A 25438-nucleotide genomic window follows, 5' to 3' on the forward strand; every position below is an offset into this window, starting at 1 on the left:
ACGGCCCGGGGCGGGCGCGCAGGCGTACCTCTCTCGACTTGCGGTACGTCACCGGACAGGCACAAGGTGAGATCGGTAGTCGCCAATCCAGTGAGGGTGGTGGGCTGTGGCAACGACATCGGGCAGGCCGGGCGTCTTCGCGGTCCGCGACGTCAGGTCGCTGATCAGCGAGACCGCCGAGGAGGGGCACGGGCTCAAGAAGGCGGTCGGCGCGACGCAGCTGACCGCGATGGGCGTGGGCGCCATCATCGGCACCGGCATCTTCGTGGTTATCGGCAAGGGCGCCGGCATCGCCGGTCCGGCGGTCATCCTCTCCTTCGTGCTGGCCGCGGTGGCCTGCGTGTTCTCGGCGCTGTCCTACGCGGAGCTGGCGTCGTCGATCCCGGTCTCCGGCAGCGCGTACACGTACACCTACGCGACCCTCGGCGAGGTCGTCGCCTGGATCATCGGGTGGGACCTGATCCTCGAGTACGGCGTCTCGGTGGCCGGCATCGCGGTCGGCTGGGGCGGCAACCTCAACGCGTTCTTCGACGCCGCGTTCGGCTTCACCCTGCCCGACGCGATCTCCAAGTCGCCGTCCGAGGGCGGCGTGTTCAACCTGCCCGCCGTCTTCGTCGTCATGGCCATCGCGTTCCTGCTGATCCGGGGTGTCTCCGAGAGCGCCCGGGTCAACCTGGTGATGGTCGGGATCAAGCTGGCCGTGCTGCTGTTCTTCATCGTGGTGGCGTTCGCCAACTTCAGCACCCACAACTTCAAGCCGTTCGCCCCGGCCGGCGTGGACGGGGTGACCAGCGCGGCGGCGATCATCTTCTTCGCGTACATCGGGTTCGACGCGGTGTCCACCGGCAGCGAGGAGGCCCGCAAGCCGGAGCGCGACCTGCCGCTGGCCATCATCGGGTCGCTCGGCATCTGCACGCTGTTCTACGTGCTCACCGCGGTCGGCGCGCTCGGCATCGCCTCCCCCGACCAGATGAAGGACAGCGACGCGCCGCTGGCCGCCGCGCTCGACCAGGGCGCCGGCATCAGCTGGGCGGCGGGCATCCTGGCGCTCGGCGCGGTCATCGCCATCACCAGCGTGGTCCTGGTCATCTTCTACGGCCAGACCCGCATCTTCTTCGCCATGTGCCGGGACGGCCTGATGCCGCAGAAGCTGGCCACGGTCAACCAGCGGTACGGCACCCCGGCGATGCTGACGCTCGGCCTCGGCGTGCTGATCTCGATCCTGGCCGCGCTGGTCCCGCTCGGCACCATCGTCGAGCTCGTCAACATCGGCACGCTGTTCGCGTTCGTGCTGGTCAACATCGGTGTGATCATCCTGCGCCGGACCCGGCCGGACATGCCGCGGCCGTACCGGGTGCCGTGGTCGCCGGTGCTTCCGATAATCGGCGTGGCGTTCGCCGTCTACCTGATGACCGACCTGCCCTGGGAGACCTGGGTGCGGTTCGTGGTCTGGCTGGCGGTCGGCCTGCTGATCTACGCCTTCTACGGCTACCGCAACTCGCGGCTGCGCACCGAGCAGGCCGGGCGGCCCGGCTGGGCGCGCGAGCACGGCCCGGCCGAGAGCGACGAGCCGTGACCGCCCCCGCCGCCGGGCCGGTGATCGCCGGCGCGCCCGGCCCCGGCGCGCTGACGCTCGGCCGGTGGGCGGCCGAGACCCTCGGGGTACGGCTGCTGGTCGCCGTCGTGCACCCGGCGCCGGCCGCGCTCGGCTCGGGCCGGGTCGACGCCGAGTGGGTGGCCGACCGGCACCGGGCCGCCGAGCGGATCCTCGACGAGGCCCGCAAGGCGCTCGAGGGCGCCGACGCCGACTATCGGGCGGTGGCCTCGTCGTCGGCCGCGCACGGCCTGCACGACCTGGCCGAGGAGACCGGCGCGTCGCTGATCGTGGTCGGGTCGGGCCGGGACGGGCCCCGCGAGCGGCTCTATCCGGGCAGCACGGCCGACCGGCTGCTGGCCGGCAGCGTCTGCCCGGTCGCGGTGGCGCCGGCCGAGCTGGCCACGCCGCCGGGCACGCTGGGGGTGATCGGCGTGGCCTACGTCGACACGCCCGACGGCCGGGCCGCGCTCGCCGAGGCGGCGAAGATGGCCGGTCGCACCGGCGCCCGGTTGCGGCTCTACACGGTGGTGGCGCAGGGCGACGCGTCGCTGCCGTTCCTGATCGGGCAGGACGCCGAGCGGGCCTTCCTGGAGACGGCCCGGGAGACGTACGAGCGCTCGCTGGAGGCCGCGGCCGCCTCGGTGCCGCAATGTGACACCGACTGGCGGATCGTGCCCGGTGACGTGGTCGACACGCTGGCCGAGCTCGACGAGGTGGACGTGCTGTTCTGCGGCTCGCGCGGCTACGGCCCGGCCCGCCGGGTGCTGCTCGGCGGCGTCTCGGCCCGGCTGATCCGCCGGGCCCGGCGTCCGGTCATCGTAGTGCCACGCAGCGGCTAGCCGGGCTCAGCGGGCGGCCTCGAACGCGCGGCGGGCCGGAGTCGGCTCGCCGGCGCGGCGGGCTCAGCGGGCCGGCTCGAACGCGCGGCGGGCCGCAATCGGCTCGCCGGCGCGGCGGGACGCGACCACGGCGCCGAAGGCGGCCGCGGCCGCGGCGGCCAGCACGGCGGCCGCCCGCAACGGGTGGCCGGCGCTCAGGTTGCGCAGGACCGCGCCGGGCATCGAGCGCAGCACGGCCCGCTCGGCCCGGCCCTCCTGGAAGCAGCGGTGCACGAACGCGCCGAACGTGGCGTCGCGGGCCGGCACCTCGTGGCGGATCACCGCGTCCGGCACCAGCCGCCAGCGCCCGCCGCCCAGCGCGCTCATCCGGGTGCGCAGCTCGGCGTCGCGCAGGCCGAAGCCGCCGACCTCGCGGAAGGTGGCGCGGCGGACCATCATGCCGGCGACACCGCGGTTGCGGTCGTACGTCCCACCGGTCGTCCAGAGCAGCTCGTCGGGCATCCACCGGGGGCGCCGCTCCTGCCACTCCGGCCTGATGCCGGCGCCCGCCCCCACCACCGCCGGGTCGTCGAACGGCCGGACCAGCCGGGCCAGCCACTCGGGGTCGGCGATGACGTCGGCGCCGAGGAACGCGATGAGCGACGTGCCGGCGTGGAACGCGCCGGTGTCCCGGCTGCCGGGCAGGCCCGGGGCGTGGTCGCTCTCGATCACCGTGACCCCGGCCAGGTCGCGCCGCACCCGCCGGTAGTGGTCGGTGTCGTGGTCGACGACGACCAGCACCTCGGCCGGGCGGTGGGTCTGCGACCGGGCGGAGGCGACGGTCCGCACCAGCGAGCTCCAGCTGTCCCCGGCCTGGGTCGCGATGACGACGGTGACGGCGGGGCGGGGGGTGAGATTCACGGCGTGCTCCACAACTGCTCAGTCCCGGGCGGCGACGGCGACGCGCACCGGCTTGCGGTCGGTCGCGCTCTGCCGGCGGGCGCGGTTCATCGGGGCCTGCTCGGCGGCGACCGTGGCGAGCCGGGCGGCCGGGCGGTTGACCAGGCGGCCGTAGCCGCGGGACTCGGCCGAGACGCGACGGTGGCTGGTGACCCCCTCGGGCCGGCCGAGGTTGCGGCGGGCACGCATCCGGCCGTACTCGCTGAAGATGGTCCGCAGCACCCGGAAGCCGTCGCGGAAGGTGTTGAGGTTGCTCTCGCCGTGGATGCGCTCGTGCTCGATGCTGCCGACCTCGCCGACCTTGAGGCCGTCGGCGGCCGCCCGGATGTTGATCAGCGTCTCGATCTCGAAGCCGTCGCCCCACAGCTTGCCGCCGCCGGCCGGCTGCGGGAGCGCGGTGGCGGGCAGGTCGAGCATCGGGACGACGCTGCGCCAGAACGCGTTGTAGCCGTAGCAGAGGTCGGTGAAGCGGGTGCCGAACAGCACGTTGACCACCAGGTTGAGCCCGTCGTTGCCGAGCTTGCGGAGCGGGGTGATGTCGTGGCTGTCGCCGCCCGAGGAGAACCGCGAGCCCTTGACGAAGTCGGCGCCGTCGAGCAGCTGCTGGACGAAGAGCGGGATCTCGGCCGGGTCGGTGGAGCCGTCGGCGTCGATCATGACGATGATGTCCCCGGTGCAGGCCTCGAAGCCACAAGCCAGCGCGTTGCCCTTGCCCTTGCGGGTCTGCTGCACGACGACCACGTCCGGGCGCAGCTCGCGGGCGACGGCGACGGTGCGGTCGACCGAGCCGCCGTCGACCAGGATCACCTCGGTGACCATCGCCGGCAGCTTGGCGAACACGTGCGGGAGGTTGCGCTCCTCGTTCAGCGCCGGGATCACAACACTGACGGTCGGTGACGTGCGGGCGTCACGCTGCGTGGTGGAGGCGTGGGGCGAAGGCTGCATTTTCGGTCCCTCCCGGGCTCGGCGACGCGACCTTGTGGGCGGATTTCGGGGGAGTTCCGCCGGTCGCTCGCTGCTGAGACCAAGGTAGGTCGTTCATTACGCAGCGTCAAACGACGTCGACGTGCGTCGTGACTCTTCGGAGTCGCCGTCCGGACCACCAGCGGCTTTCCCACCAGGCTCGTTGGTCACCGATCGTCACCGGAGTTACGTTCAGTTACGGACACGGTGTCGTGGACGGGGCGACCGGCGTCGAGGCTCGACAAATCGGACAGCGACCCGGAGCACGTCGGGAATCCGACAAAAAATAAATGTCGGAAAAATTGTGACGGCGGCCGGTCGTGAACGCCGACATCACGGAGCGTCAACGGGAGGGTGCGGGACGGTATCCTTTCCGGCATCCCTACCGTTGGTGAAGCGATGAGCGAAGAGAAGACACCCTGCGTCTGCGGCCATGGTCACGGAGCGCACGAGCACCACCGCCGGGGCACCGAGTGTGCGCTGTGCGGCCCCGAGCAGTGCCCGCGCTTCCGGCGCGCGAGCTGGTGGCGACGGCTGGTCGACGCCCGGTGACCGATCCCAGCACGTGGTGACGGGTCGCAAAAACCTACTAACTCTGTAGGCTAACTCTCACTTCGAGCGTGCGGGCACGCCGCCGTGCCCGCCTGCGACGACGGGAGGGATCCCTGTGCCACTTCCTGACTTCCTGATCGCCGGCGTTCCCAAGGCCGGCACGACGGCCCTGCACGCGGCGCTCGTCCCCCACCCCGAGCTCTACCTGTCGCCGGTGAAGGAGCCCAAGTTCTTCCTCTCCGACGGTCCGCCGCCGCGGCACGGCGGTCCCGGCGACGTCCAGACCTACCAGGAGCACGTGTGGCGGCGCGAGGACTACGAGGCGCTGTTCGCGGCCGCGCCGGAGGGCGCGGTCCGCGGCGAGGCGACGCCGTTCTACCTGCACGACCTCGACTCGCACGCCCGCATCAAGGCGCTCGTCCCGCAGGCGCGGCTGGTGGTGCTGCTACGTGACCCGGTCGACCGCGCCCACTCCAACTGGACGCATCTGTGGAACGCCGGGCTCGAGCCGGAGGCCGACTTCCTGGCCGCCTGCCGGGCCGAGCCGGAACGGGTCGCCGCCGGGTGGGCGCAGTTCTGGCACTACACCGGCCTCGGCCTGTACGGGAAGCAGGTCGAGCACCTCTACCGGCACTTCCCGCGCGAGCAGGTCCTGCTGCTGCGCTACCGGGAGCTCAAGGACGACCCGGCGGCGACGCTGGACCGGGTCTGCGCCTTCCTCGGCGTCGCCACCGGCGTGCTGACCGCGATCCCGAAGGAGAACGTGAACCGGCACGTGGTCGAGGACAACGCCGTCAACCGGGTGCTGCGCGCGCTGCTGCGGGCGGGCGGCGGCTTCGGCCACCGCTTCCCGGTGCCGCTGCGGCTGGCCGCCCGCGGTCCGCTGCTGACCGTGCTGCACCGCAAGCGGGGCAACCGGCCGGTGACCACGCCCGAGGAGCGCGCCGCCCTGCTCCCGGCGTTCACCGCCGACATCGCGCTGTTGCAGCAGGTGACCGGCGAGCGCTATGACGATTGGTTGTCGGTCGACCGGCACGTACAGGTCTGAGTTTCGTTACCACCTCAGTTACCAACCCAAGGAGCCGCCTTGTCCACCGGAATCACCACGCTGCCGCTGCCTCGCTGGGACGAGTCCGTCGTGGTCGTCGAGCCGCCGGGCGACGAGCCGGGCGCCTGGGCCGGCGCGCCCAGCTCGATCGTCGTCGACGGGTGGGTCTACCTGGCGTACCGGCTGCGGCTGCCGATCGGCGAGGGTCGCGGGATCGCCAACGTGGTGGCCCGCTCCCGCGACGGCGTGACCTTCGAGCCGGTCGCCGAGGTGGGCAAGGAGACGTTCGGCGCCGAGTCGCTGGAGCGGCCGGCGCTGGTCCACACGCACGACGGCCGGTGGCGGCTGTACGTGAGCGTCGCCACCCCCGGCACCAAGCACTGGCGGGTCGACCTGATCGAGTCGGCCACCCCCGAGGGCCTGGCCACCGCGCCGGCCCGCACGGTACTGCCCGGCGACGAGACGGTCGGGGTCAAGGACCCGGTGCTGCACCACGACGAGTTCGGCTGGCACCTGTGGGCGTCGGTGCACCCGCTGGAGAGCTGGGACGACGCCGACCGGATGACCACCGAGTACGCGACCAGCCCCGACGGCGTGCACTGGACCTGGCGCGGCACGGCGCTGGCCGGCCGCACCGGCGAGTGGGACGCGCGCGGCGTGCGGGTGTCCTCGGTGCGGGTCGACGGCGACGAGATCACGGTCGCCTACGACGGGCGGGCCACGGCCGGCGAGAACTGGGAGGAGCGGACCGGCACCGCACGCGGCAAGCGGCTGGCCGACGGCACGTTCGGCGAGCTCACGGCCTCCGACGGCGATCCGGTCGCCAGCCCGCACCCGCCGTACGGGCTGCGCTACCTGAGCCTGGTGACGATGCCGGACGGGAGCGACCGGATCTACTACGAGGCCACCCGTGCCGACGGCGCCCACAACCTGCGCAGCGAGGCTGTCTGAACAACGGCCGGTTTGAGAGCGCGATCACCCTCCACGGGGGCGGGCAAATCGCCACCAGGTGGGTGTCCTACCGTCGGAGCCGACGCAAGGTGTGCGCGGTAAACGGCCGCACTGTCGATGGCGGGGCCCGTCTCACAAGGACGGGGCTCCGCCATTTTCTTTCGCCCTCTTCCGCCGCCCGATAGCACCCGTCGTGCAACACGGATTTCCCTGTCGCCCCCGCCGGCCCGGCCGATGGTGCCACCCGTCGCCGAAGTCAGGAGAAGATCGTGGTCACCACCCTCGCCATGCCGTCGCTGTCGCTGCCCGTACCGATCGCCGGCTGGGCGGTCGACGTCGCCGAGCCGACCATCCTGGTCGCCGACGACGACGAGCTGGTCCGCGAGGTCATCGCCTTCAAGCTGCGGGCGGCCGGGTACCGCCCGATCCTGGCCGCCGACGGCGCGTCGGCGCTGGACCTGGTGCGCCGGGAGCTGCCGGACATGGTGATCCTGGACGTGGCGATGCCGGGGCTGGACGGCCTGAGCGTCTGCTACGAGCTGCACTCGTCGGCCGCCACCGCGCAGATCCCGGTGCTGATGCTCTCCGGCCGCGACCGGCAGGTCGACATCGACCTCGGGCTGACCGTCGGCGCCGACGACTACCTGGTGAAGCCGTTCAGCCCGGCCGAGCTGATCCGCCGGGTCCGCTGGCTGCTGCTGGCCAACGACTGAGGAACGCGCGCAGCGCGTCGTGGTACGGCTCCAGGGTGGTCAGGTCGACGTACTCGTCCGGGCCGTGCTGACCGTCACCGCCCGGCCCGAAGATCACCGCGTCGATGCCGAGCGCGTGGTAGTACCGCCCGTCCGCGGCGCCGTGCTTGCGCAGCAGGTCGCCCGGGTAGCCGACGCTCCGGATCGCCTCCCGCAGGCCGGTCACCGCCGCGCTGCCGGGATCGGCGCGATGGGGCGGCCCGAGCGCGTCGACCGACGCGGAGACCCCGGTGACCGCGCGGAGGTGGGCGGCGACCTCCGATCCCGTACGCCCGGAGAAGTCCCCGTCCCCCGGCGGATACCGGATGTCGACCCAGGCCGAGGCGGCCGCCGGCACCTGGTTGAAGGCTGCGTTCGGGGTCTCGACGCGGGCCACGTTGACCGTCGTCGCCCACGCCTCGGCGGCCGGCACCGGATAGCGGGCCAGCAGCCGGTCGAGCGCCCCGAGCAGCGACACCAGCGCGTTGTCGCCCAGCCACGGATAAGCGGCGTGCGCGGCCCGGCCGGTCGTGGTCAGCCGGGCGTGGCAGATGCCCTTGGACTCGGTCACCACCCGCAGGCCGCTCTGCTCGCCGATCACCACGAACCCGGCCCGGACGCCCTCGGCGAGCTGATGCCCGGTGCCGTCGGCGCCACCCACCTCCTCGTCGGTGACCAGCTGCAGCGCGATCGGAAGGTCGCGTGCCACCGACCGGAACACGTCGGCCATCACCAGCGCCGCCGCCTTCATGTCGTGCGTGCCCCGGCCGTAGAGCCGGTCGCCGTCCCGCCGCGGCACGAACTGAGCGGGCGGGGCGGGGACGACGTCGAGGTGCGCGTTGAGGACGACCGGGAACGGGCCGGTCGCCCCGGGCGCGTGCAGCAGCGCGCTCGGCTTGCCGTTCGACTCGAACCGGCGCACGGCGAAACCGTCGCCCACGCCGGTGACCACCAGGTCGAGGGCCCGGCGCAGGTCGGCCGGCCGGTCGGCGGTGGAGGGGATGGCGACGAGGTCGGCCAGTCGATCGGTCCATCGCGTCATGAGGCAATGGTCGTACACCCTGGTCGTGATAGACATGCGCGGTGAGTGAGGTGACCCGCATCGGCGGGCGACGGGCGGCCCGCAAGCGCGCCGACGTGCTCGCCGCCGCCTGCTCGGTCGTCGCGGAACGCGGCGCCGACGCCACCCGCTTCACCGACGTCACCGCCGCGACCGGCGTCGGGGTGTCCACCCTGCAGTACTACTTCGGCAGCCGCGAGGACATGCTGATCGCCGTCTTCCGGTACGCGGCGCAGGCCGACTTCGACGCGGTGGGCGCCCGCCTCGCACAGCTCGCCGACCCGTGGGAGCGGCTACTGGCCATCGCCACCCACCTGACCGGCGCGGTCGGCAGTGACACCGGCTGGCGGCTCTGGGTCGAGTCCTGGCGATGGGCGCTGCGCGACGCCGAGCTGCGGGCGGAGGTGCTCGGCGACTACACCCGCTGGCACGTCCTGATCGCCTCGATCGTCGAGGCCGGTGTGACGGACGGCCGTTTCGGCACCGACGCCGAGCCGATGGACGTGGCGCGGCAGGCGCTGGCGCTGATCGACGGGCTCGCGCTGCCGGTCGCCCTCGGCGACACCTCGTTCGCCCCGTCCCTGCTGGCCGACGCCCTAGGCCGGCTGGTCGCCGTGCGTCCCGCGCCCCTGCAGTAGCGGGGTCGCGCGGTTCCAGCGCGGGCCGTCGCCGTCCTTGCGGCGCCGCGCCATGCCGGAGAGCGCCTCGAGCACGACCCGGTTGCCGAGCATCGCGGTGATCTCGGCGTGGTCGAACGGCGGCGACACCTCGACGATGTCCATGCCGACCACCGGCAGCTCGTGGCAGATCCGCGAGACGGCGTCGAGCAACTGCCGGGCGGTCAGGCCGCCGGGCTCGGGGGTGCCGGTGCCGGGGGCGTGGCCGGGGTCGCAGACGTCGATGTCGACGCTCAGGAAGACGCCCTCGCAGCCGTCGAGCGCGATCTCGAAGGCGCGGTCGAGGGCGGCGTCGAGGCCGCGGTCGACGATCTCGCTCATGTGGAACGAGTTCATGCCCTGGTCGGCCATCCAGTCGAGCACGTCCGGCCCGGGCCAGTAGCCGCGCAGCCCGACCTGCAGGAACCGGTCGCCGCGCACCGCGCCCGACTCGATCAGCCGGCGCATGGGCTGCCGTGGCCGTACAGCGAGCCGAACTCGATGTCACCGGTGTCGGCGTGGGCGTCGAAGTGGATCACGGAGATGTTGTCGTAGTTCTTCGCCACGCCCGTCACGTCGGGCCAGGTCACGGTGTGATCGCCACCAAGGATCAGCGGTATCGCCCCATTTTTCGCGATAAAGGCGACGGCGTCCTCGATGGTCTGGCAGCTCCGCTGGATCTCGCCGGAGAAGACCTCGAGGTCGCCGGCGTCCATGACGGACAGATCGGTGGACAGCGCGTCGACCCGCATCGCCATGTGCGGCCGGGAGCCGTCGTGCGGCAGATAGTCGGTGCCCCGGATGACCTGCGGGCCGAACCGGGCGCCCGGCCGGTGCGAGGTGCCGCCGTCGAACGGCGCGCCGACGATGACGACGTCGGCATCGGCGTAGGTGGCGGGCTCCTGCCAGTCGCAGGCGGGCACGCCGAGGAACGTGTAGTCCGGGCCGTACATGGGTCCGTATCGGGTCACGAGCGGACTGTATCGTCATACAGTATTGGAGTACAGCGTTTGCCGCCGATCTCGGGCGGGTACCGGCGGCCCATGGCGACACGGACCCTCGGCGGCCGGTACCAGCTGGTCCGGCGGATCGGCCGGGGCGGCATGTCCGAGGTGTGGCGCGGCCACGACGAGGTGCTCGACCGGCCGGTGGCGGTCAAGGTCATGGCGCCCGGGCAGGAAATTCCCATCGATCTGGTACGCGCGGAAGCCCGTTCCGCGGCACGGCTGGCCCACCCCAACGTGGCCGGCGTCCACGACTTCGGCACCTCGGCCGAGCAGCCGTACATCGTGATGGAGCTGGTCGAGGGCCGCACCCTGGGCGAGCACCTGGCCGCCGGCCCGCTCGACTGGCGGATCGCGACCCGGATCTGCGCCGAGGTCGCCGCCGGTCTCGCCGCCGCGCACGCCGAGCACGTGGTGCACCGCGACATCAAGCCCGGCAACATCATGCTCACCCCGTCCGGCGCCAAGGTCCTCGACTTCGGCATCGCGGCCGCCGTCGGCTCGGCCGACCCCGACCCGGACGGACCGGTCATGGGCACCCCCGCCTACGTGGCGCCCGAGCGGTTCGCCGGCAGCCCGGCCACCCCGGCGACCGACATGTTCGCCCTCGGCACCCTGCTCTACCAGTGCCTGTCCGGCCGGCTGCCGTGGGCGGCCGCGACGCCGACCCAGCTGGTCGAGGCCGCCTGCAGCAACGACCCCGACCCGCTGCCGGAGATCGACGGGATGCCGCCCGAGGTCATCGACCTCTGCTCCCGCTGCCTGGCCAAGGAGCCGGGCGAGCGGCCCACCGCCCTGGTCGCCGCGCTGCTGCTGGGCGAGGCGGTGGACGCCCGGGTGTACGTTCCGATGCGCGACCTCGCCCCGATCCCGACCGTCGACTGGGCCGACCAGCCCACCGCCAAGGCCGGCCGGCACCGCGCCTAGCGGGGTTCTTCCGTTTTGTCCCTCGGCCGAAAGTCATAGCCGCGCATCCGGCTGCGGGCAGAGGCGCGGCGGCCGCGGCTACCGGCAGGCTGGCCGCCATGTCGATCGATCCCTTCCGGCTCGCCGAGGCCGCCACCGCGGCGTCGCTCACGCTCGGGTCGGCGGTGCTCCCGGCGGCGTGGAACGTGCTCGACACGTCGCTCGTGGCGGTGCTCGCGGCCGTCTGGCTCATGCTCACCTCTGGCGTGTACGCGCTACACGCCGTAACCTTCGACTGCTTCCGGCTTACTGGTCAACGACGTCGGCGGATTTTCTCCTTCACTCGCAGTGAGGAGTGAACCGTCTTCCCGCCGGCCCCGTATCCCCGGGCAACATGTTGGCGCTTCAACCACCGGGGAGCGACGAAGATGTTCCGCTTGATCCAGCTCACCACCGACAACGGTGTTCCCCAGATCGGCGTCGAGTCCGACGGCTACGTCAGTGCGCGGACGGCCCTCGCCCACTACCGCAGCCGGCCCGCCGCCTACTTCGGCGTCGGCCGCTTCGACCACGAGGGCACGCTCGCCGAGATCATCCTCGACCGCCTGTGCGGCCCGCTCGGCGACTGCCCGCGGCCGGCGTCGGTCATCCACGCCCGCACCTACCAGCGGCTGTGCGCCACCTGCTCGCTCGGCCTCGAGGTGCTGACCGTGCCCGAGCTCGCCCAGCTCCTCGGCATCGCCTGCCGGCTAGCGCCCGTGCTCGCCCGCTCCGGCCGGCACGCCCGCCTCGAGATGGCCTCGCCCGCCGGCAACCGGATCGCCCGCGAGTTCGCCACCGGAGTGCACGACCCGATCTGGCGGCTGGAGCTGTGCCACGAGCTCGCCCGGGACCCGGGATCGATAAACGGCCTGCTCATCGGGGTCGGCGCGCTGACACACCGGGACGTGCTCGACCTTTATCCCCGGTTGCGCACGCTCGCCGACGAGCTGCCGGCCGGCGTACGGGACGAGTTGACCCGGGCCACCGCCCGCCCGCTCTCCCCCGCCGGCGTCGCCGGCTTGCGCCTCGGGTTATAGCTTTCCCCCTATGACCTTGACGTTCCCGGCCCTCGCGAGTCGCGCCCGGGCGCTGGTGGCCGACGGGCGCCGGGCCGTCCTCGGCATCGCCGGGCCGCCCGCCGCCGGCAAGACCACGATCGCCGAGGAGCTGGTGGCCGCGCTCGCCCCGGCGCCGCCGGCCGGACTGGTCGCGGACCGGTGGATCCGGCACGTCCCGATGGACGGCTTCCACCTCGCCGACGTCGAGCTCGAGCGCCTCGGGCTGCGCGATCGCAAGGGCGCGCCGGAGACCTTCGACGCCCTCGGCTACGCCGCCCTGCTCCGCCGCCTGCTCGCCGACGAGGACGAGATCATCTACGCCCCCGGCTTCGAGCGGGTCATCGAGCAGCCGATCGCCGGGGCCATCCCGATCGAGCGCGACGCCCGCCTGATCGTCACCGAGGGCAACTACCTGCTGCTGTGGGACGCCGTCCGCCCGCTGCTCTCCGAGGTCTGGTACGCCGACCTCGACCAGGACACCCGGCTCGGCCGCCTGATCGCCCGGCACATCCGCTTCGGCAAGCAGGAGAACGCCGCGGTCGCCTGGGCCACCGGCACCGACGAGCGCAACGCCGCCGTGATCGCCGCCACCCGATCACGCGCCGACCTGGTCATTCCGCCGTCGCTCATCCACAGCGTCGGCAGTCCTCCCGCCTAGGTGGCATGCTTCACTCGTGTCAGTGGGTGAATCTCCGGTGGAGGCCCGTCCCCGCCGTCGCGCGTCCCGCGCCCTGCGCTTCACGTCGATCCTGGTCGCGGTGCTGCTCCTGCTCTTCGGCGTGCCCTGGTGGACGCTGATCGCCGGCGGCAACGACTGGCCCACGCCGGTCCTGGTGACCGGCACGATCGTCGTCGCCGTCGTGTTCGTGGCGTTCCCGTTCCTGATGTTCGCCGGCCACGGGCGCAACCATCACGACGTACCGGCCAAGATCGCCGACACCACCCTCGGCGTGGTGTGGGTCCTCTTCGTCTGGTCGATCCTCGGCCAGCTCCTCACCGCCGTGCTCTGGCTGGCCGGGGTCGGCGATCCGGCTCGCTACCGCATCGCCACCGTCGTGGTCACCCTGATCGCGCTGGTCCTGCTCCTGTGGGGGTACGCCGAGGCGATGCGCGTGCCTCGCGTCCGCCGGCTCGATGTGCGGCTGCCACGGCTGGGCCGCGACCTGGACGGCCTGCGTCTGGTGCTGATCACCGACACCCACTACGGCCCGATCGAGCGGTCCCGCTGGTCGCGCGGCGTCACCGAGGTCATCAACGGGCTCGACCCCGACATCGTCGCCCACACCGGCGACATAGCCGACGGCGAGGTCTCCGAGCGCCGCGACCAGGCCGCCCCGCTCGCCGACGTCCGCGCCGCCCTGGCCCGCGTCTACGTGACCGGCAACCACGAGTACTTCAGCGGCGCCCAGCGCTGGGTCGAGCACATGGCGTCGCTGGGCTGGGAGGCCCTGCACAACCGCCACCTGGTCGTCACCCGCGGCGCATCCTCGCTGGTGATAGCCGGCGTCGACGACCGCACCGCCGCCGGCTCCGGCGTCCCCGGCCACCACGCCGACCACGAGGCCGCCCTGGAGGGCGCCGACCCCACCCTGCCGATCCTGCTACTGGCCCACCAGCCCGCCCAGATCCAGGGCGCCGTGGCCCACGGCGTAGATCTGCAGATAAGCGGCCACACCCACGGCGGCCAGATGTGGCCGTTCCACTACCTGGTGCGCCTCGACCAGCCGGTCCTGCAGGGCCTCTCCCACCACGGCGACCGAACCCTTCTCTACACCAGCCGAGGCACCGGCTTCTGGGGGCCGCCGTTCCGGGTGTTCGCCCCCAGCGAGATAACGCTCCTGACCTTGCGCACCGCCTGACCGCACCGCCTTGCGCCCGGCCCGCGCCCGCCCCGCCCTTGGCGGCCCGCCCTTTCGCTCGCCCCGCCGCTTTCGCTCGCCCCGCCACTTTCGGTCGCCCCGCCGCTTTCCGCCGCCCCGCCACTTTCGGTCGCCCCACCGCTTTCCGCCGCCCCGCCACTTTCGGTCGCCCCGCCGCTTTCGCTGACCCCGCGCTTTCGCTGGCCCGCCCCTTTCGCTCGCCCCGCCCCTTTCGCTCGCCCGCCCCTTCGCTCGCCCCGCCCCTTTTCGCTGGCCCCGGCCGTCGCTCCGGGCACGCCGCGTTGAGCATCCTAGGAACCTAGCCCGAATGCCTCGGCCTGCCGACAACCTCGGCCAGATGCGAACGGACCGTGTCGATCACAGCGCATACCTTGCGTGTTCGAGACGGGCCCCCTCCCCCGAGCGACGTCTCCACGCTCGAACGATGATGACTTCCCGCACCCGTCGCGCGCCGACTCATCAACATCACGGCAAGCGGCGCGGTGCGGATGGGCAAATGCTCAAGAGCTGATGACTTCCGGCCTAAGTCGCACGCGAAATCATCAAGATCGCGGCACGAGGGGAAGCGCGGTGCCCGACGATTAACCGGCGCCCGACGCTTCACCCGCCCGGGCGTAGCGCAGGAAGCGGTGGGACATAGCGCAAGAAACGGGGCTGGACGCAGACCGAGAGCTGGAGCGCGACGCCAAGCGGCCATGCAGCCCGGACGCGGAGCGGAAAGGGAACAGCGCGCCGAGCGGAAGAGCAGGCCACAAGCGGAGCGGAAGTGCAGGCCACAGCGGAGCGGGAGAGCAGGCCACAAGCCGAGCGGGAAAGCAGGCCACAAGCCGAGCGGGAAAGCAAGCCACAAGCCGAGCGGGAAAGCAGGCCACAAGCGGAGCGGGAGAGCAGGCCACCGGGCGGACGCGCAGCGGCGTAACCAAGCGGCGAGATCGAGCGGCGCCGAGGCCCCGAAAGCCCCGGCGCCGCCCGCCCCCGCCGGCTCAGCCCGCCAGGTGCCCCCAGCGGTCCTCCAGCTCGCGCCACGTGCCCTGGTCCTCGACGCGCCCGCCGATCAGGACCACCACGCGGTCGGCCTGGTTGAGCGCCGCCCGCTTGGACGTCGAACCCACCACCGTCACCCCGTGGGCGCGCAACGCCCGCCACAGCTCCAGCTCCGTCGTCACGTCCAGCGCCGAGGAGACGTCGTCGGCGATCAGCAGCTCGGTCCGCGGCGCGAGCGCCCGGGCCAGCGCGAGCCGCTGCAGCTGGCCGCCCGACAGGCGGGTTCCCTTGTGGCCGATCAGCAGCTGCAGGCCGCCACCCGAGGCCTTCAGGTCGTGCTCCAGCTGGGCCGTCGACACCGCGTCGGCCGCGTCCAGCTCGTGCCCGAGCTGGATGTTCTCGGCGACCGTTCCGGAAAGCACCCGCGGCAGCTGCGCCACGTAGCCCACCTGGTTCGGCCGCAGGAACACCTCCGGCTCGTCGACCGGCCGGCCGTTCCAGTTCAGCGAGCCGGTGTGGTGCACGATCCCGGCCAGCGCCCGCAGCAGCGACGACTTGCCCGAGCCGACCGGGCCGACCACGAGCACCAGCTGGCCGCGCTCGACCACCAGGTCCACGTCCTGCGCGCCGACCGTGCCGTTCTCGTGCACCGCGCTGAAGCCGCGCAGCTCGAGACGGTCGAGCGGGTTGCGGGGCGCGGTCGGCGGCGCCGGGGCGGTGCCGGCCGAGATGTCGACCCCGGGCACGTCCGCCGTGTACTCGGCGATGCCGGACATGGCGACCGTACGCTTGGTCCAGACCCGGGCCGACGGCAGCTGCGAGACCAGCGACGCGGTGGTCCAGGCGAACCAGCGGGCCGCGCCCAGCGTGGCCACCGCGATCAGCGTCGCCGCCGACGTGAGGTGACCGCCCAGGTACAGCGCCCACGCCGCGATCGGCAGCAACCCGCTCGCGATCGACGGCGTCGAGCGCGCCCACACCTGGATGGCGATCTCGCGCCGCTGCCGGTCGCTGCGCACCGCGTCCAGCCGGGCGAGGTGGTCGAGCACCGGCCCGGTCGCGCCGGCCAGCTTCACCGTGCGCGCCGCCGACAGTGACGACACCAGCGCCGTCGCGAAGGCGGCGCGGGCGGCCACCGTACGGCGGGCCGCTCTTTCCAGCCGGGGACCGAAAAGCGTGGCCGCCAGTCCGGAGAGCACCATCGTGCCCACGAAGAACAGGCCGGGCACGATCGACTGCGACGCGACGGTCATCGCCACGATCAGCACCACGCTGCACACGTTGTCGATCAGGTTGTCGGCGAGCATGACGACCCGCTCGGTGTCGCCACCCTGCGCCACCACCTCGGCCGGCGTGTGCTTGCTGACCCGGCGCGGGCCGATCTGGCCGTGCACCAGGCGCAGGCTGATCCGCAGCATCTGCCGCACCCACCACTCCGGGAACCAGGCCCCGGTGTAGTAGAGCGTCGGGATCGCGACGATGAGCCCGGCCGCGATGCCGATCGCCGGGAACAGCGGGTTGCCCACCCCGTCGACCACGCTCGACCACAGCAGGGGCAGGATCGCCCCGTCCAGGCCGAGCAGGATCAGCACGACGAAGAGCGCGACCGCGGCCAGCCCGTACCGCGGATCGTTCGTCGCCAGGCGCACGATCTCCCGCATCGTCCGGGCCGGCGGCGGCTCGGGCAGCGGCGGCGGATCGACCGCCGGCAACGTGTTCGCCAGCGCCTCGGCGCCGAGCTCGACGCGCGCGGCCGTGTCCCAGTCGCGCTCCTCGACGAGAACCGTCCCCGGGCGCGAAGCCGGCGCGGCCACGGTGCTCGACGCCATCAGCTCGGCGAAGCGGCGCGACGACCGCAGCGGCCCCGCCTCCAGGACCACGCCGTCGGCCAGCACGACCACCTCGTCGCAGCGCTGCACCGAGGTGAGCCGGTGCGCCACGATCACGCCGATCCGCCCCTCGAGCAGGCGATCGGTGGCGCGCTGCACCCAGGTCTCGGTCACCGGGTCCATCCGCGCGGTGGCCTCGTCGAGGATCACCACGTGCGGGTCGCGGACCAGGATGCGGGCGAACGCGACCAGCTGCTCCTGCCCGGCCGACAGCTTGTAGCCGCCCTCGCCGAGCTTGGTGTCGATGCCCGCGGGCAGGCTCTCCGCCCACGGGGTCAGCCCCAGCTCGTCGAGCGCCCGGCCGGCCAGCGGCAGCAGCTCGGGGTCGAAGAGCGCGATGTTCTCGGCGAGCGTGCCGGCCAGGATCTCGGTGCGCTGCGGCACGATCGCGGTGAACCGGCGCAACGCCTCCACGTCCAGGTCGTTCAGGTCGACGCCGCCGAGGAAGACCGTGCCCCGGGGCACGTCGACGGCGCGGGTGAGGACCTTGGCCAGGGTGCTCTTGCCCGACCCGGTGCGGCCGATCAACGCGTACGACCGCCCGCGCGCGAAGGTGAGGGTGACGTCCTTGAGCGCCGGCGGGCGCCCGCTGTCCGACTCGCCGTAGCGGAACGTGAGATCACGCACGACCAGATCGCCGTCGACCGGATCGGAACCGCCCACCGGCTCCTGCGGCACGTCGCCCAGCAGCTGCACCCGGCTCCACGCGCCGAGAGCGTTCTGCAGCTCCGGCACCATCCGGGTGACGTGCTCCAGCGTGCCGCCGAAGCCGAGCGCGAGCAGCCAGACCGCGGTCAGCCGGGCCCCGCTGATGTGGTCGGTGAGCAGCGCCCACGCGCCCACCACGACCAGGACCGCGATCAGGGTCCGGGTGATCGTGCCGGCGCCCATGGTGATCCGCGAGCTCGCGCGCCACACCAGCCGGCCGCGGCGCAGGACCTCCGCGGCACGCTGGGCATACAACCGGCGCACGTACGGCGCGGCCAGGCTCGTGCGGACGTCGTCCTGACCGTGGATGGACTCCTCCATCACGGCGGCCAGATCCGACCAGGACTCCTCCTCGGAGATCCGCAGCGGGGACAGTCGCTGGATCGGCTTGTTCATGGTCAGGAACAGCAGGATCGACACCAGCACCATGCCGACGCCGGCCGGCCACCAGGCGAGGAACGCCGTGACGATGGAGAGCGTCGCCACCGCCACCGACTGGGCGATGCGCACGCCGCTGCCGCGCAGCTCGGAGCCGACCTGGTAGACGTCGGAGTCGATCCGGTCGAGCAGCTCGCCGACCGGCGTGTTCTCCAGCGCCGGCAGATCCTGCCCGAACGCCACCCGGTTGAGCCCGCGACGCACCCGCGCGGCCCAGTCGGCGGTCAGCCCGGCCGCGATCAGCCCGACCGCCACGTCGCTGAGCACCGAGGCGACCAGCGCCGCCGCGAGCAGCGCGAAGAGCGGCATCGATCGATCGACGAGCACGGCGCCGGCGAGCGCGAGCGCCCCGGCCTGCCCGGCGGCGCCGAGGACGATGAGGGAGGCCACGAGCGCTGTGCGGCTCCGGGACGTGGCCCATAGGTCACGAAGCAGACGCATCAGACACCTCGTTGCTGGATCGGTCGGCGGTCTTCTCATCCTCCGGTGGAGCGGGAAGGTCTTCAACGCAATTACGTCGCCGCCGGATATCACGTATGTCACCATCGGCGTCCGTGCGAGAAATTCCGGCCGCCGTGCGGGCCAAGGCCCTCGACATCGGCGCCTCCGCCTGGCTCGACGACCTCCCGGCCTTGATCGAGGGTTGCGCTCGGGACTGGGGCTTACGCCTGGGCGACCCCTTCCCCGACGCGACCGAGGCGTACGTCGTGAGCACCACCCGCCTCGACGGCACCCCCGCGGTGCTCAAGCTCCTGATCCCCCGCCCCGCTTCGGCGGCGGCCCACGAGATCGAGTTCCTCCACCTGGCCGCCGGCCGCGGTTGCAGCCGTCTTCTCGAGCACGACGCCACCCGGGGAGCACTGCTGCTGGAACGTCTGGGCCCCGCGATGGCGGACCTGAACCTGCCGCAGCCCGAGCGCCTGGTCCTCCTCGCCGCGTTGGCCACCGCCGTCCGCCGGATTTCCTTCCCGTTCACTCAGTCGGCCTCTTTCCCTGCAGCGGATTTCCCTCCTGGGGTTTTCCCTACTGCGGTTTTCCCTACTGCGGTTTTCCCTACTGCCGTCGACCGAGCCGAGCGATTTATCCGTTATATCGGTGCCAAGTGGAACGAGCTGGGCGAGCCGTGCTCGGAGGCCGCGATGAAGCAGGCCCTCGCCGCCGCCGAGAGCCGCCGCCGCGCCTGGGATCCTGGCCGCGCCGGCCTCGCCCACGGCGACATCCACCAGTGGAACGCGCTGCGCACCACCACCGGCTCGTTCAAGCTGGTCGACCCCGACGGCCTGGTCGCCGAGCCCGAGTGCGACCTCGGCGTCCTCATGCGCGAGGACCCGGTCGAGCTCCTGGCGGGCGACCCCTGGGACCGATGCCGCCGGCTCGCCGACCGCTCCGGCACCGACGCCCAGGCCATCTGGGAGTGGGGCCTGGCCGATCGCGTGGCCACCGGCCTCACCCTGACCGTCGCCGGAGTCCAGCCGGTAGCCGCGCAGATGCTCGCCGCCGCCGACGCGATCGCCCGCTCGAGCTGACGATCCCATCGCTCTGCTCACCCATACGCGCGCATCGCTGTGCTCACCCCCGCGCGCCCATCGCTCTGCTCACCCCTGCGCGCCCATCGCTCTACTAACCCATACGCGCCGCCGGCCCCCGGGCGAAGCTGAGCCGACGCTGAGAAAAGTGCGGGCCACGCATCTTTGCGGGCCACGCAGATTTTGATACCGTTGCCGAAGTGGGGTTGAGGGAAGAGAAGAAACAGGCGACCCGATCGGCGCTCGCCTGGGCCGCGATCCGGCTCATCGTCGAGCGGGGCTACGACCGGGTACTGGTGGAGGACATCGCCAAGGAGGCCGGTGTCTCGCCGCGCACGTTCAACAACTACTTCGGGAGCAAGGCCGAGGCCGTGGCATCACGGCATCTCGACCGCGTCGTCCGCGTGGCCGACTCGCTGCGACAGCGGCCGGCCGGCGAGCCTCTGTGGGACGCCCTCACCCACGCCGTGCTCGAGCAGCTCAAGCCCGGGCCGGAGGTCACCGCCCACCCGGTTCCCGACCGGGAGGCGTGGGTGGCCGGCCTGCGCCGCATGATGGAGGTCCCGGCCATCCAGGCCGAGACGCTCCGGGCCGGGGCGGACGCGGAGTCCGCGATCGCCGCCGCGGTCGCCGAGCGCACCGGCACCGACCCCGCGACCGATCTCTATCCGAACCTGGTGGCCGCCACCGTGCTGGCCGCGCACAACGTGGCGAGCCAATCGTTCCTGGCCACCACGCAGGGCATCGGCCCGCTGATCACGGATGCCCTGCGCCAGATCGCCGCGGGCCTGCCGCCGCCGCACCGATCCTGACGCCTTCTTTTCCTCTCCCCCATTTCGACGATCGCTCGACGCTGCCCAAAAACAGGGGGTTGCCATGCCGTACGACGTTGTCATCTCCGGAGCCGGACCCAACGGCCTCATGCTCGCCTGCGAATTGGCGCTGGCCGGCGTGCGACCCATTGTTCTCGAAAAGCGAACCGCACCCTCCGAGGAGCAGCGCGCCAATGGGTTGGTCGGGCAGGTCGTCCGCCTCCTCGACCGGCGCGGTCTTTACGAGCGGCTCACCGGAAACACGCAGAAACCCGTTCCGGTGCCGCAGTTCATGTTCGCCGCTTTCCCGCTTCCGCTGTACGAGCTGGCGGACAGCCCGGTCTATACGATGCTGGCGCCGCAACAAAAGATCGAGGCCATGCTCGCCGAGCGCGCGGAGGAGCTCGGCGTCGAGATGCGCGCCGGTCACGCGGTCACCGGGCTCACCCAGAACGACGACGTGGTGGTCGTCGACGTCGACGGGCCGGACGGTCCCTACCGGCTGGAGGCGCGCTATCTGGTCGGGGCGGACGGCGGCCGGAGCATCACCCGCAAGCTCGCCGGCATCGGGTTCCCGGGTGTCGTCAACGACCGCACCGTCTCCCGCAGCGCGCACGTCACGGTGCCGGCCGGCCTGAAGGACCCGGTCACCGGCGGTCTCCGCGTGCCCGGTTACGGGGTGATCCCACCGTTCCTGCACCATCGCACCGAGCGCGGACTGGTCGCCTACGCGCCGTTCCCGGACGGGCGGACGTTGCTGAGCGTCACCACCTTCGACCTGCCCGAGGGTGACGCGCCGTTTACGATCGACGAGCTCCGGCAGGCGTTGCAGCACGTCCTCGGCGTCGAGGTCCCGCTCGGGCCGCCCACCGGCGACGGTCCGCACATGCTGCGCCGGCTGAGCGGCGGTAACACGCGCCTGGCCGAACGCTACCGGGACGGCCGGGTGCTGCTGGTCGGTGACGCCGCGCACGTGCACTCGGCGATCGGCGGGCCCGGTCTCAACCTCGGGCTCCAGGACGCGGTGAACCTCGGCTGGAAGCTCGCCGCCACGATTCGCGGGTGGGCGCCGGACGGGCTGCTCGACACCTACGAGGCGGAACGGCGGCCGGCCGGCGAGCGGGTCACCATGCACACGCAGGCGCAGTCGGTGCTGATCGGGCCCGGCCCGGACGTGACCGCACTGCGCACGCTCTTCGGCGAGCTTCTGCGCGAGCCGGCGGTGCTCCGGCGCATCGCGGACCTCATTTCCGGAGCCGACATCCGGTACGGCGAAAGCGCCGACTCGCCGCTGGCCGGCGCATTTGTGCCGGATCTCGGGCCGGCCACGCGCTCGGGACGGCCATTGCTGGTCGACAATACCGGAACGCTCGCCGAGGCGGCCGGGCCATGGCTCGACCGGGTCGATTCGGTGACCGCTCCCGTCGACGGGGCGAAAGCTCTCCTCGTACGGCCGGATTGTTATGTGGCGTGGGCCTCGGACAAGCCGGCGCCGGATCCGGAAAGCTTGCGGACCGCCCTGCGGAAATGGTTCGGCGAACCGCGCTGACCGTTTCCCGGAATGACGTGGTCGCCGCCCGCCGGAAAGGCGGCGGCCACGTGCGGGTCAGCTGATCTGGCTCTCCAGTTGCTTGATCACGCTGGTGACCGTGCCGGCCGGGATCGCGAACCCGACGCCGATGCTGCCGCTGTCGCTCTCGCTCGCGGTGGCGATCGCGACGTTGATCCCGATCACGTGCCCGGAGGTGTCGACCAGCGCACCGCCCGAGTTGCCCTGGTTGATGGCGGCGTCGGTCTGGATCAGGCCGGACAGCTTCTCGGTGCCGGTGTCGACGCTGCGGTCGAGGGCCGAGACGATGCCCGAGGTCACCGTGTTCTCGAGGCCGAGCGGCGCGCCGAAGGCCAGCACGGTGTCCCCGACGACCACGCTCGAGTCGGTGGCGAACGTGACCGGGGTCAGGCCGGAGAGCCCGGTCGCCTGCACCAGCGCGAGGTCGTGCGCCGTGTCGGTGGCGACGACCTTGGCCGGGACCGTCTTGCCGGACGAGAGCCGGACGCTGACCGTACCGTCCTGCGCGATCACGTGGTTGTTGGTCAGGATGAGGCCGTCCGAGCCGATCACGACGCCCGAGCCGATCGCCGACGAGCGCGCGCCGTCGACCATGACCGTGACGACGCTGGGCTGGACCGCCTTGACCACCGAGGCCAGGTCACCGTCGGTCACGGTGGCGGCCGCGGCGGTCGTGGTGCCGCTGGTCGTGGCGGTCGCGGCCGGGTGGTCGATCAGGTAGTGGTCGGCAAGCACGCCACCCGCGGTGCCACCCCCGGCGACCAGCGCGAGCAGGGCGGCCCCACCGGCCAGGCGACGCGGCCAGCGCCGATCGCCGGAGGAGGGCGGCACACCGTACGGCGGAGACGGCGGCGGTGGCGGCGCGATGTGCTCGTCCTGGTCGCCCGGGTACGCGTCGTCGTTGCGGTGATACGGGGGCCGGGTCATCAGATCGGTCATCGCGCGCCTCGCTTCGATTGGCTGGTGCGTCAACAGTTGCCCGGCAGCTTGTTCCCCAGCAGTGAGCCGTCTGTGGGTTGCCTGTATGCGGTGGATCACCCGTCCGGGTCGCGTCACCACCCCCCGGTGGGCGCGGCGGCCCGCCCCGCCGGCGTCAAGCCCTACCGTCACCGGGTGTCTTTCGCCCGTTTTCCCATGGTATCGACGCTGTTGCTCCGCCGCCCCGCCGCGCATCCCGCTGTGCCCGTGAGCTCGCGTCGCCCCGCCGTGCTGGCCTCGGGTCGCCGAGCTGTGCGCGGCGTTCGGGTGCTTGCCACGCTCGGCGTGCTGGCGGTCGGGCTGGCGGGCTGTTCCGGATCTCCGCACCCGGTGGCGGCGCCGGCCGGGGTGCCCGTTGCTTCGGCGGAGGCGGTGCGGAATCCCGTACCGGCGATGTCGACGACGAAGCCCGCGCCCGCCCCGCCCACGCCGCGCCGCACCGGGCCGGCGCCGCGCCCGACGCGAACCACGACGGACACGCCGGGCGCGGGAAGCGGTGACGCCGGCCTTGATCGATTCGTGGCCGCGGTGCAGGAGCAGCTGCCGGCGGTCGCCCTCGACCGCCGTGACGAGGAGGTCGAGGAGCTGGGGCAGCAGGCTTGCTCGGAACTCGCCGCCGGGCAGAAGCCGGCCACCGTGGCCGCGGAGATCAGCGACCAGGGCGTCACCTCCGCCGACGCGCAGAAGCTGGTCGCGTTGGCCCACGAGACCGCCTGCCGCTAGCACCGGCACGGCCCGCCCTTCGGAACCGCCGCCATTCCCTTGGCCCCGCGGGTCGGCCGAAAGTCGCAGTCGTGGCACAGCGACCGTAGACGCTGGTCCGATGTGCGGCACAGCCTTCCCGCGGAACCTTGAGGAAGCCCCACCCCGGGGCCTTTCGTCGAGGAGGCAACGATGTCCGCACGGGGAATGCTGAGCGTCGTCGGCACCGCGGTGGGTGGCTTGATCGGCTGGTCCGAGACGCCGCCGCCGGCCGATCCGGTGATCGTGCGTTCGCTGCTCGCCGAGGTCGGCATCCCGGCCGGCGCGACCGAGGAGGAGCTCGCCGAGGCCGTGCGCGCGTTCCAGCGCCGCACCGGCCTCGACGCCGACGGGGTCGCCGGGCCGCGCACCACGCACCTACTTGCCCGCTACGCCAAGGAGATCCGGGAGCTTCGCCTCGGCATGGCCGCCTGACGCCGGGCCGGTAGGGTGCCGGGCATGACGAGCGCCGTCCCCGATCCCGCCGATCACGCCGCTTCCGTCGCTCCCGCCGCTCGCGATGCTGCCAGTGCTTCCGCTGCTTCCGGTGCTTCCGCTGCTCCCGTCGCCGAGCTGATCACCTATTTCGACGACGCCACCGGCGAGCGCACCGGGCTGACCGCGAGCGAGCTCGGCGGTTGGGCGGCGGCCACGGCGGCGCTGCTCACCGCGGAGTGCGGCCTGACACCAGGTGACCGGGTCGCGGTGCTCCTGCCGCCGCACTGGCAGACCGCCGCGGTGCTGCTGGGCGCCTGGTCGGCGGGCCTCGAGGTCTCCTTCCGCGGCTGGGCCACCGCGGGACTCCCGGCCGCGGATGATTCGCCGTCCTCCGGCGGCGCGGCCAGGGGCGCGTTCACCGCAGCCGGTGACTCGCTCGGCGGCGCGGCCACGGGCCCGTTCCCCGCAGCCGGTGACTCGCTCGGTGCCACGTTCGTGGAGGCGCGGCGGGTCGGCAGCTGGCTCGACGACGTTCCGGCCGGGCGGCATCAGTTCGTTCTCGGTCTCGGCGCCGCGGAGCCGCCGCCCGGCGGTTACCGCGACTATCTCTCCGCGGTACGCCCCCATCTCGGCGCCGCGCGCCCGTCGACGCCGGTCGGGGCGCACGATCTGGCCGCCGCCGGGGTGACCTTCGGCGAGTACGAGGCCGTCGCCCGCGGCGCCGCCGCATCGCAGGGGATCACCCGCGGCGATCGGGTGCTCATCGAGGCTTCCCGTACGGAGCAGCCCGTCCTCTGGCTTCTGGGACCCCTCGCCGCCGGGGCGTCGATCGTGTTGTGTGCCGATCTCGACCGGTCCCGGCTCGCCGAGCGGGTGGCCGCCGAGCGGGTGACCAAGGTCTTCGCCTGAGCCGGCTCCGCAATCAGGAACGTCACCGTTCGGCAGTCCACTGACGACCGATCGTCCGGTGGAGATCAACATATTTTGCCGGTAGCGTGCCGCTCAAGGCGTCCCCTCTGGCTCGGCCCGCCATCCGGCCCGCTATCCGGAATCCGACCTGGGAGCGCTCCAAGAAGATCATGCCCGTAAGGTCTTCACCATCAAGACGGTGATCACTGTCCCGGCGCA

The 25438-nt window shown here is 72.5% G+C and carries 23 protein-coding genes and 1 pseudogene; 18 read left to right on the forward strand and 6 right to left on the reverse strand.

Annotated features, from left to right (window positions below; translation table 11 throughout):
- Positions 1-106 precede the first annotated feature (106 nt).
- Together ACQP2F_RS28105 and ACQP2F_RS28110 are read left to right on the forward strand one after the other, a co-directional pair.
- The gene (locus tag ACQP2F_RS28105; RefSeq protein ID WP_433292475.1) at positions 107-1576 is read left to right on the forward strand and encodes an amino acid permease; all 1470 of its coding nucleotides are present in this window, start codon (positions 107-109) and stop codon (positions 1574-1576) included.
- The gene (locus ACQP2F_RS28110; RefSeq protein ID WP_433292477.1) at positions 1573-2436 is read left to right on the forward strand and encodes a universal stress protein; all 864 of its coding nucleotides are present in this window, start codon (positions 1573-1575) and stop codon (positions 2434-2436) included. The genes ACQP2F_RS28105 and ACQP2F_RS28110 overlap by 4 nt, the downstream gene beginning before the upstream one ends.
- A gap of 63 nt (positions 2437-2499) precedes the next feature.
- Here ACQP2F_RS28110 and ACQP2F_RS28115 read toward each other — a convergent pair whose 3' ends face one another.
- Positions 2500-3336, reverse strand: coding sequence for a glycosyltransferase (locus tag ACQP2F_RS28115; protein ID WP_433292479.1), 837 nt, complete (start codon positions 3334-3336; stop codon positions 2500-2502).
- Positions 3337-3354: 18 nt separating this feature from the next.
- Positions 3355-4320 (reverse strand): glycosyltransferase family 2 protein, encoded by a 966-nt coding sequence (locus tag ACQP2F_RS28120; protein WP_433292481.1) that lies wholly within the window; start codon positions 4318-4320, stop codon positions 3355-3357.
- Positions 4321-4737: 417 nt separating this feature from the next.
- Here ACQP2F_RS28120 and ACQP2F_RS28125 point away from each other — a divergent pair, with 417 nt between their 5' ends.
- The 4 genes from ACQP2F_RS28125 (at position 4738) to ACQP2F_RS28140 (ending at position 7602) form a co-directional block, all read left to right on the forward strand.
- A complete protein-coding gene (locus ACQP2F_RS28125) occupies positions 4738-4890 on the forward strand; it encodes a hypothetical protein (protein WP_433292483.1) in 153 nt (50 codons plus the stop codon).
- Positions 4891-5005: 115 nt separating this feature from the next.
- Entirely contained in the window at positions 5006-5938 is a 933-nt protein-coding gene (locus ACQP2F_RS28130; protein WP_433292485.1) for a sulfotransferase family protein, read from the forward strand.
- A gap of 39 nt (positions 5939-5977) precedes the next feature.
- Entirely contained in the window at positions 5978-6889 is a 912-nt protein-coding gene (locus tag ACQP2F_RS28135; RefSeq protein WP_433292487.1) for a hypothetical protein, read from the forward strand.
- 269 nt (positions 6890-7158) lie between these two features.
- The gene (locus ACQP2F_RS28140; RefSeq protein ID WP_433292489.1) at positions 7159-7602 is read left to right on the forward strand and encodes a response regulator transcription factor; all 444 of its coding nucleotides are present in this window, start codon (positions 7159-7161) and stop codon (positions 7600-7602) included.
- On the opposite strand, the gene ACQP2F_RS28145 is transcribed toward ACQP2F_RS28140, so the two are convergent.
- Entirely contained in the window at positions 7547-8662 is a 1116-nt protein-coding gene (locus ACQP2F_RS28145; RefSeq protein WP_433292491.1) for a M20 family metallopeptidase, read from the reverse strand. The two genes, ACQP2F_RS28140 and ACQP2F_RS28145, sit on opposite strands and share 56 nt — an antisense overlap.
- Positions 8663-8703: 41 nt before the next feature.
- On the opposite strand from ACQP2F_RS28145, the gene ACQP2F_RS28150 reads away from it, so the two are divergent.
- Positions 8704-9318, forward strand: a complete 615-nt coding sequence (locus ACQP2F_RS28150; protein WP_433292493.1) for a TetR/AcrR family transcriptional regulator — start codon at positions 8704-8706, stop codon at positions 9316-9318.
- Here ACQP2F_RS28150 and speB read toward each other — a convergent pair.
- Positions 9277-10289 (reverse strand): annotated as a pseudogene (speB, locus tag ACQP2F_RS28155) (agmatinase). The gene ACQP2F_RS28150 and the pseudogene speB overlap by 42 nt on opposite strands.
- 90 nt (positions 10290-10379) lie before the next feature.
- Here speB and ACQP2F_RS28160 point away from each other — a divergent pair.
- From ACQP2F_RS28160 to ACQP2F_RS28180, 5 genes are all read left to right on the forward strand, one after another.
- Positions 10380-11267 carry a serine/threonine-protein kinase gene (locus ACQP2F_RS28160; protein WP_433292495.1) on the forward strand — a complete coding sequence of 296 codons (888 nt, stop codon included), beginning with the start codon at positions 10380-10382 and terminating at the stop codon, positions 11265-11267.
- A 98-nt stretch (positions 11268-11365) separates the two neighbouring features.
- Positions 11366-11605 carry a hypothetical protein gene (locus ACQP2F_RS28165; RefSeq protein ID WP_433292497.1) on the forward strand — a complete coding sequence of 80 codons (240 nt, stop codon included), beginning with the start codon at positions 11366-11368 and terminating at the stop codon, positions 11603-11605.
- A gap of 69 nt (positions 11606-11674) precedes the next feature.
- Positions 11675-12325: a hypothetical protein gene (locus ACQP2F_RS28170; protein WP_433292499.1), complete on the forward strand. Its 651-nt coding sequence runs from the start codon at positions 11675-11677 to the stop codon at positions 12323-12325.
- A 10-nt stretch (positions 12326-12335) separates the two neighbouring features.
- On the forward strand, positions 12336-13004 hold the full coding sequence (locus ACQP2F_RS28175) for a nucleoside/nucleotide kinase family protein (protein ID WP_433292501.1): 669 nt from the start codon (positions 12336-12338) through the stop codon (positions 13002-13004).
- Positions 13005-13020: 16 nt separating this feature from the next.
- Positions 13021-14205 carry a metallophosphoesterase gene (locus ACQP2F_RS28180; protein WP_433292503.1) on the forward strand — a complete coding sequence of 395 codons (1185 nt, stop codon included), beginning with the start codon at positions 13021-13023 and terminating at the stop codon, positions 14203-14205.
- A 1004-nt stretch (positions 14206-15209) separates the two neighbouring features.
- On the opposite strand, the gene ACQP2F_RS28185 is transcribed toward ACQP2F_RS28180, so the two are convergent.
- Positions 15210-18686 carry an ATP-binding cassette domain-containing protein gene (locus ACQP2F_RS28185; RefSeq protein WP_433292505.1) on the reverse strand — a complete coding sequence of 1159 codons (3477 nt, stop codon included), beginning with the start codon at positions 18684-18686 and terminating at the stop codon, positions 15210-15212.
- Between the two features lie 113 nt (positions 18687-18799).
- On the opposite strand from ACQP2F_RS28185, the gene ACQP2F_RS28190 reads away from it, so the two are divergent.
- The 3 genes from ACQP2F_RS28190 (at position 18800) to ACQP2F_RS28200 (ending at position 22132) form a co-directional block, all read left to right on the forward strand.
- Positions 18800-19771, forward strand: a complete 972-nt coding sequence (locus ACQP2F_RS28190) for an aminoglycoside phosphotransferase family protein (protein WP_433292507.1) — start codon at positions 18800-18802, stop codon at positions 19769-19771.
- 200 nt (positions 19772-19971) lie between these two features.
- Entirely contained in the window at positions 19972-20583 is a 612-nt protein-coding gene (locus ACQP2F_RS28195; protein WP_433292509.1) for a TetR/AcrR family transcriptional regulator, read from the forward strand.
- A gap of 64 nt (positions 20584-20647) precedes the next feature.
- The gene (locus ACQP2F_RS28200; protein WP_433292511.1) at positions 20648-22132 is read left to right on the forward strand and encodes an FAD-dependent monooxygenase; all 1485 of its coding nucleotides are present in this window, start codon (positions 20648-20650) and stop codon (positions 22130-22132) included.
- 57 nt (positions 22133-22189) lie between these two features.
- Here ACQP2F_RS28200 and ACQP2F_RS28205 read toward each other — a convergent pair whose 3' ends face one another.
- Complete coding sequence (locus ACQP2F_RS28205) at positions 22190-23092, reverse strand: S1C family serine protease (RefSeq protein WP_433292513.1); 903 nt, start codon at positions 23090-23092, stop codon at positions 22190-22192.
- A gap of 246 nt (positions 23093-23338) precedes the next feature.
- Between ACQP2F_RS28205 and ACQP2F_RS28210 the strand changes: the two genes are divergently transcribed.
- From ACQP2F_RS28210 to ACQP2F_RS28220, 3 genes are all read left to right on the forward strand, one after another.
- Positions 23339-23854, forward strand: a complete 516-nt coding sequence (locus ACQP2F_RS28210) for a DUF732 domain-containing protein (RefSeq protein ID WP_433292515.1) — start codon at positions 23339-23341, stop codon at positions 23852-23854.
- Between the two features lie 171 nt (positions 23855-24025).
- Positions 24026-24307: a peptidoglycan-binding protein gene (locus ACQP2F_RS28215; protein WP_433292517.1), complete on the forward strand. Its 282-nt coding sequence runs from the start codon at positions 24026-24028 to the stop codon at positions 24305-24307.
- A 24-nt stretch (positions 24308-24331) separates the two neighbouring features.
- Positions 24332-25219, forward strand: a complete 888-nt coding sequence (locus tag ACQP2F_RS28220; RefSeq protein ID WP_433292519.1) for a TIGR03089 family protein — start codon at positions 24332-24334, stop codon at positions 25217-25219.
- Positions 25220-25438: the final 219 nt, after the last annotated feature.

This window comes from Actinoplanes sp. CA-030573 (genome assembly GCF_050951115.1).
Lineage (GTDB): Bacteria > Actinomycetota > Actinomycetes > Mycobacteriales > Micromonosporaceae > Actinoplanes.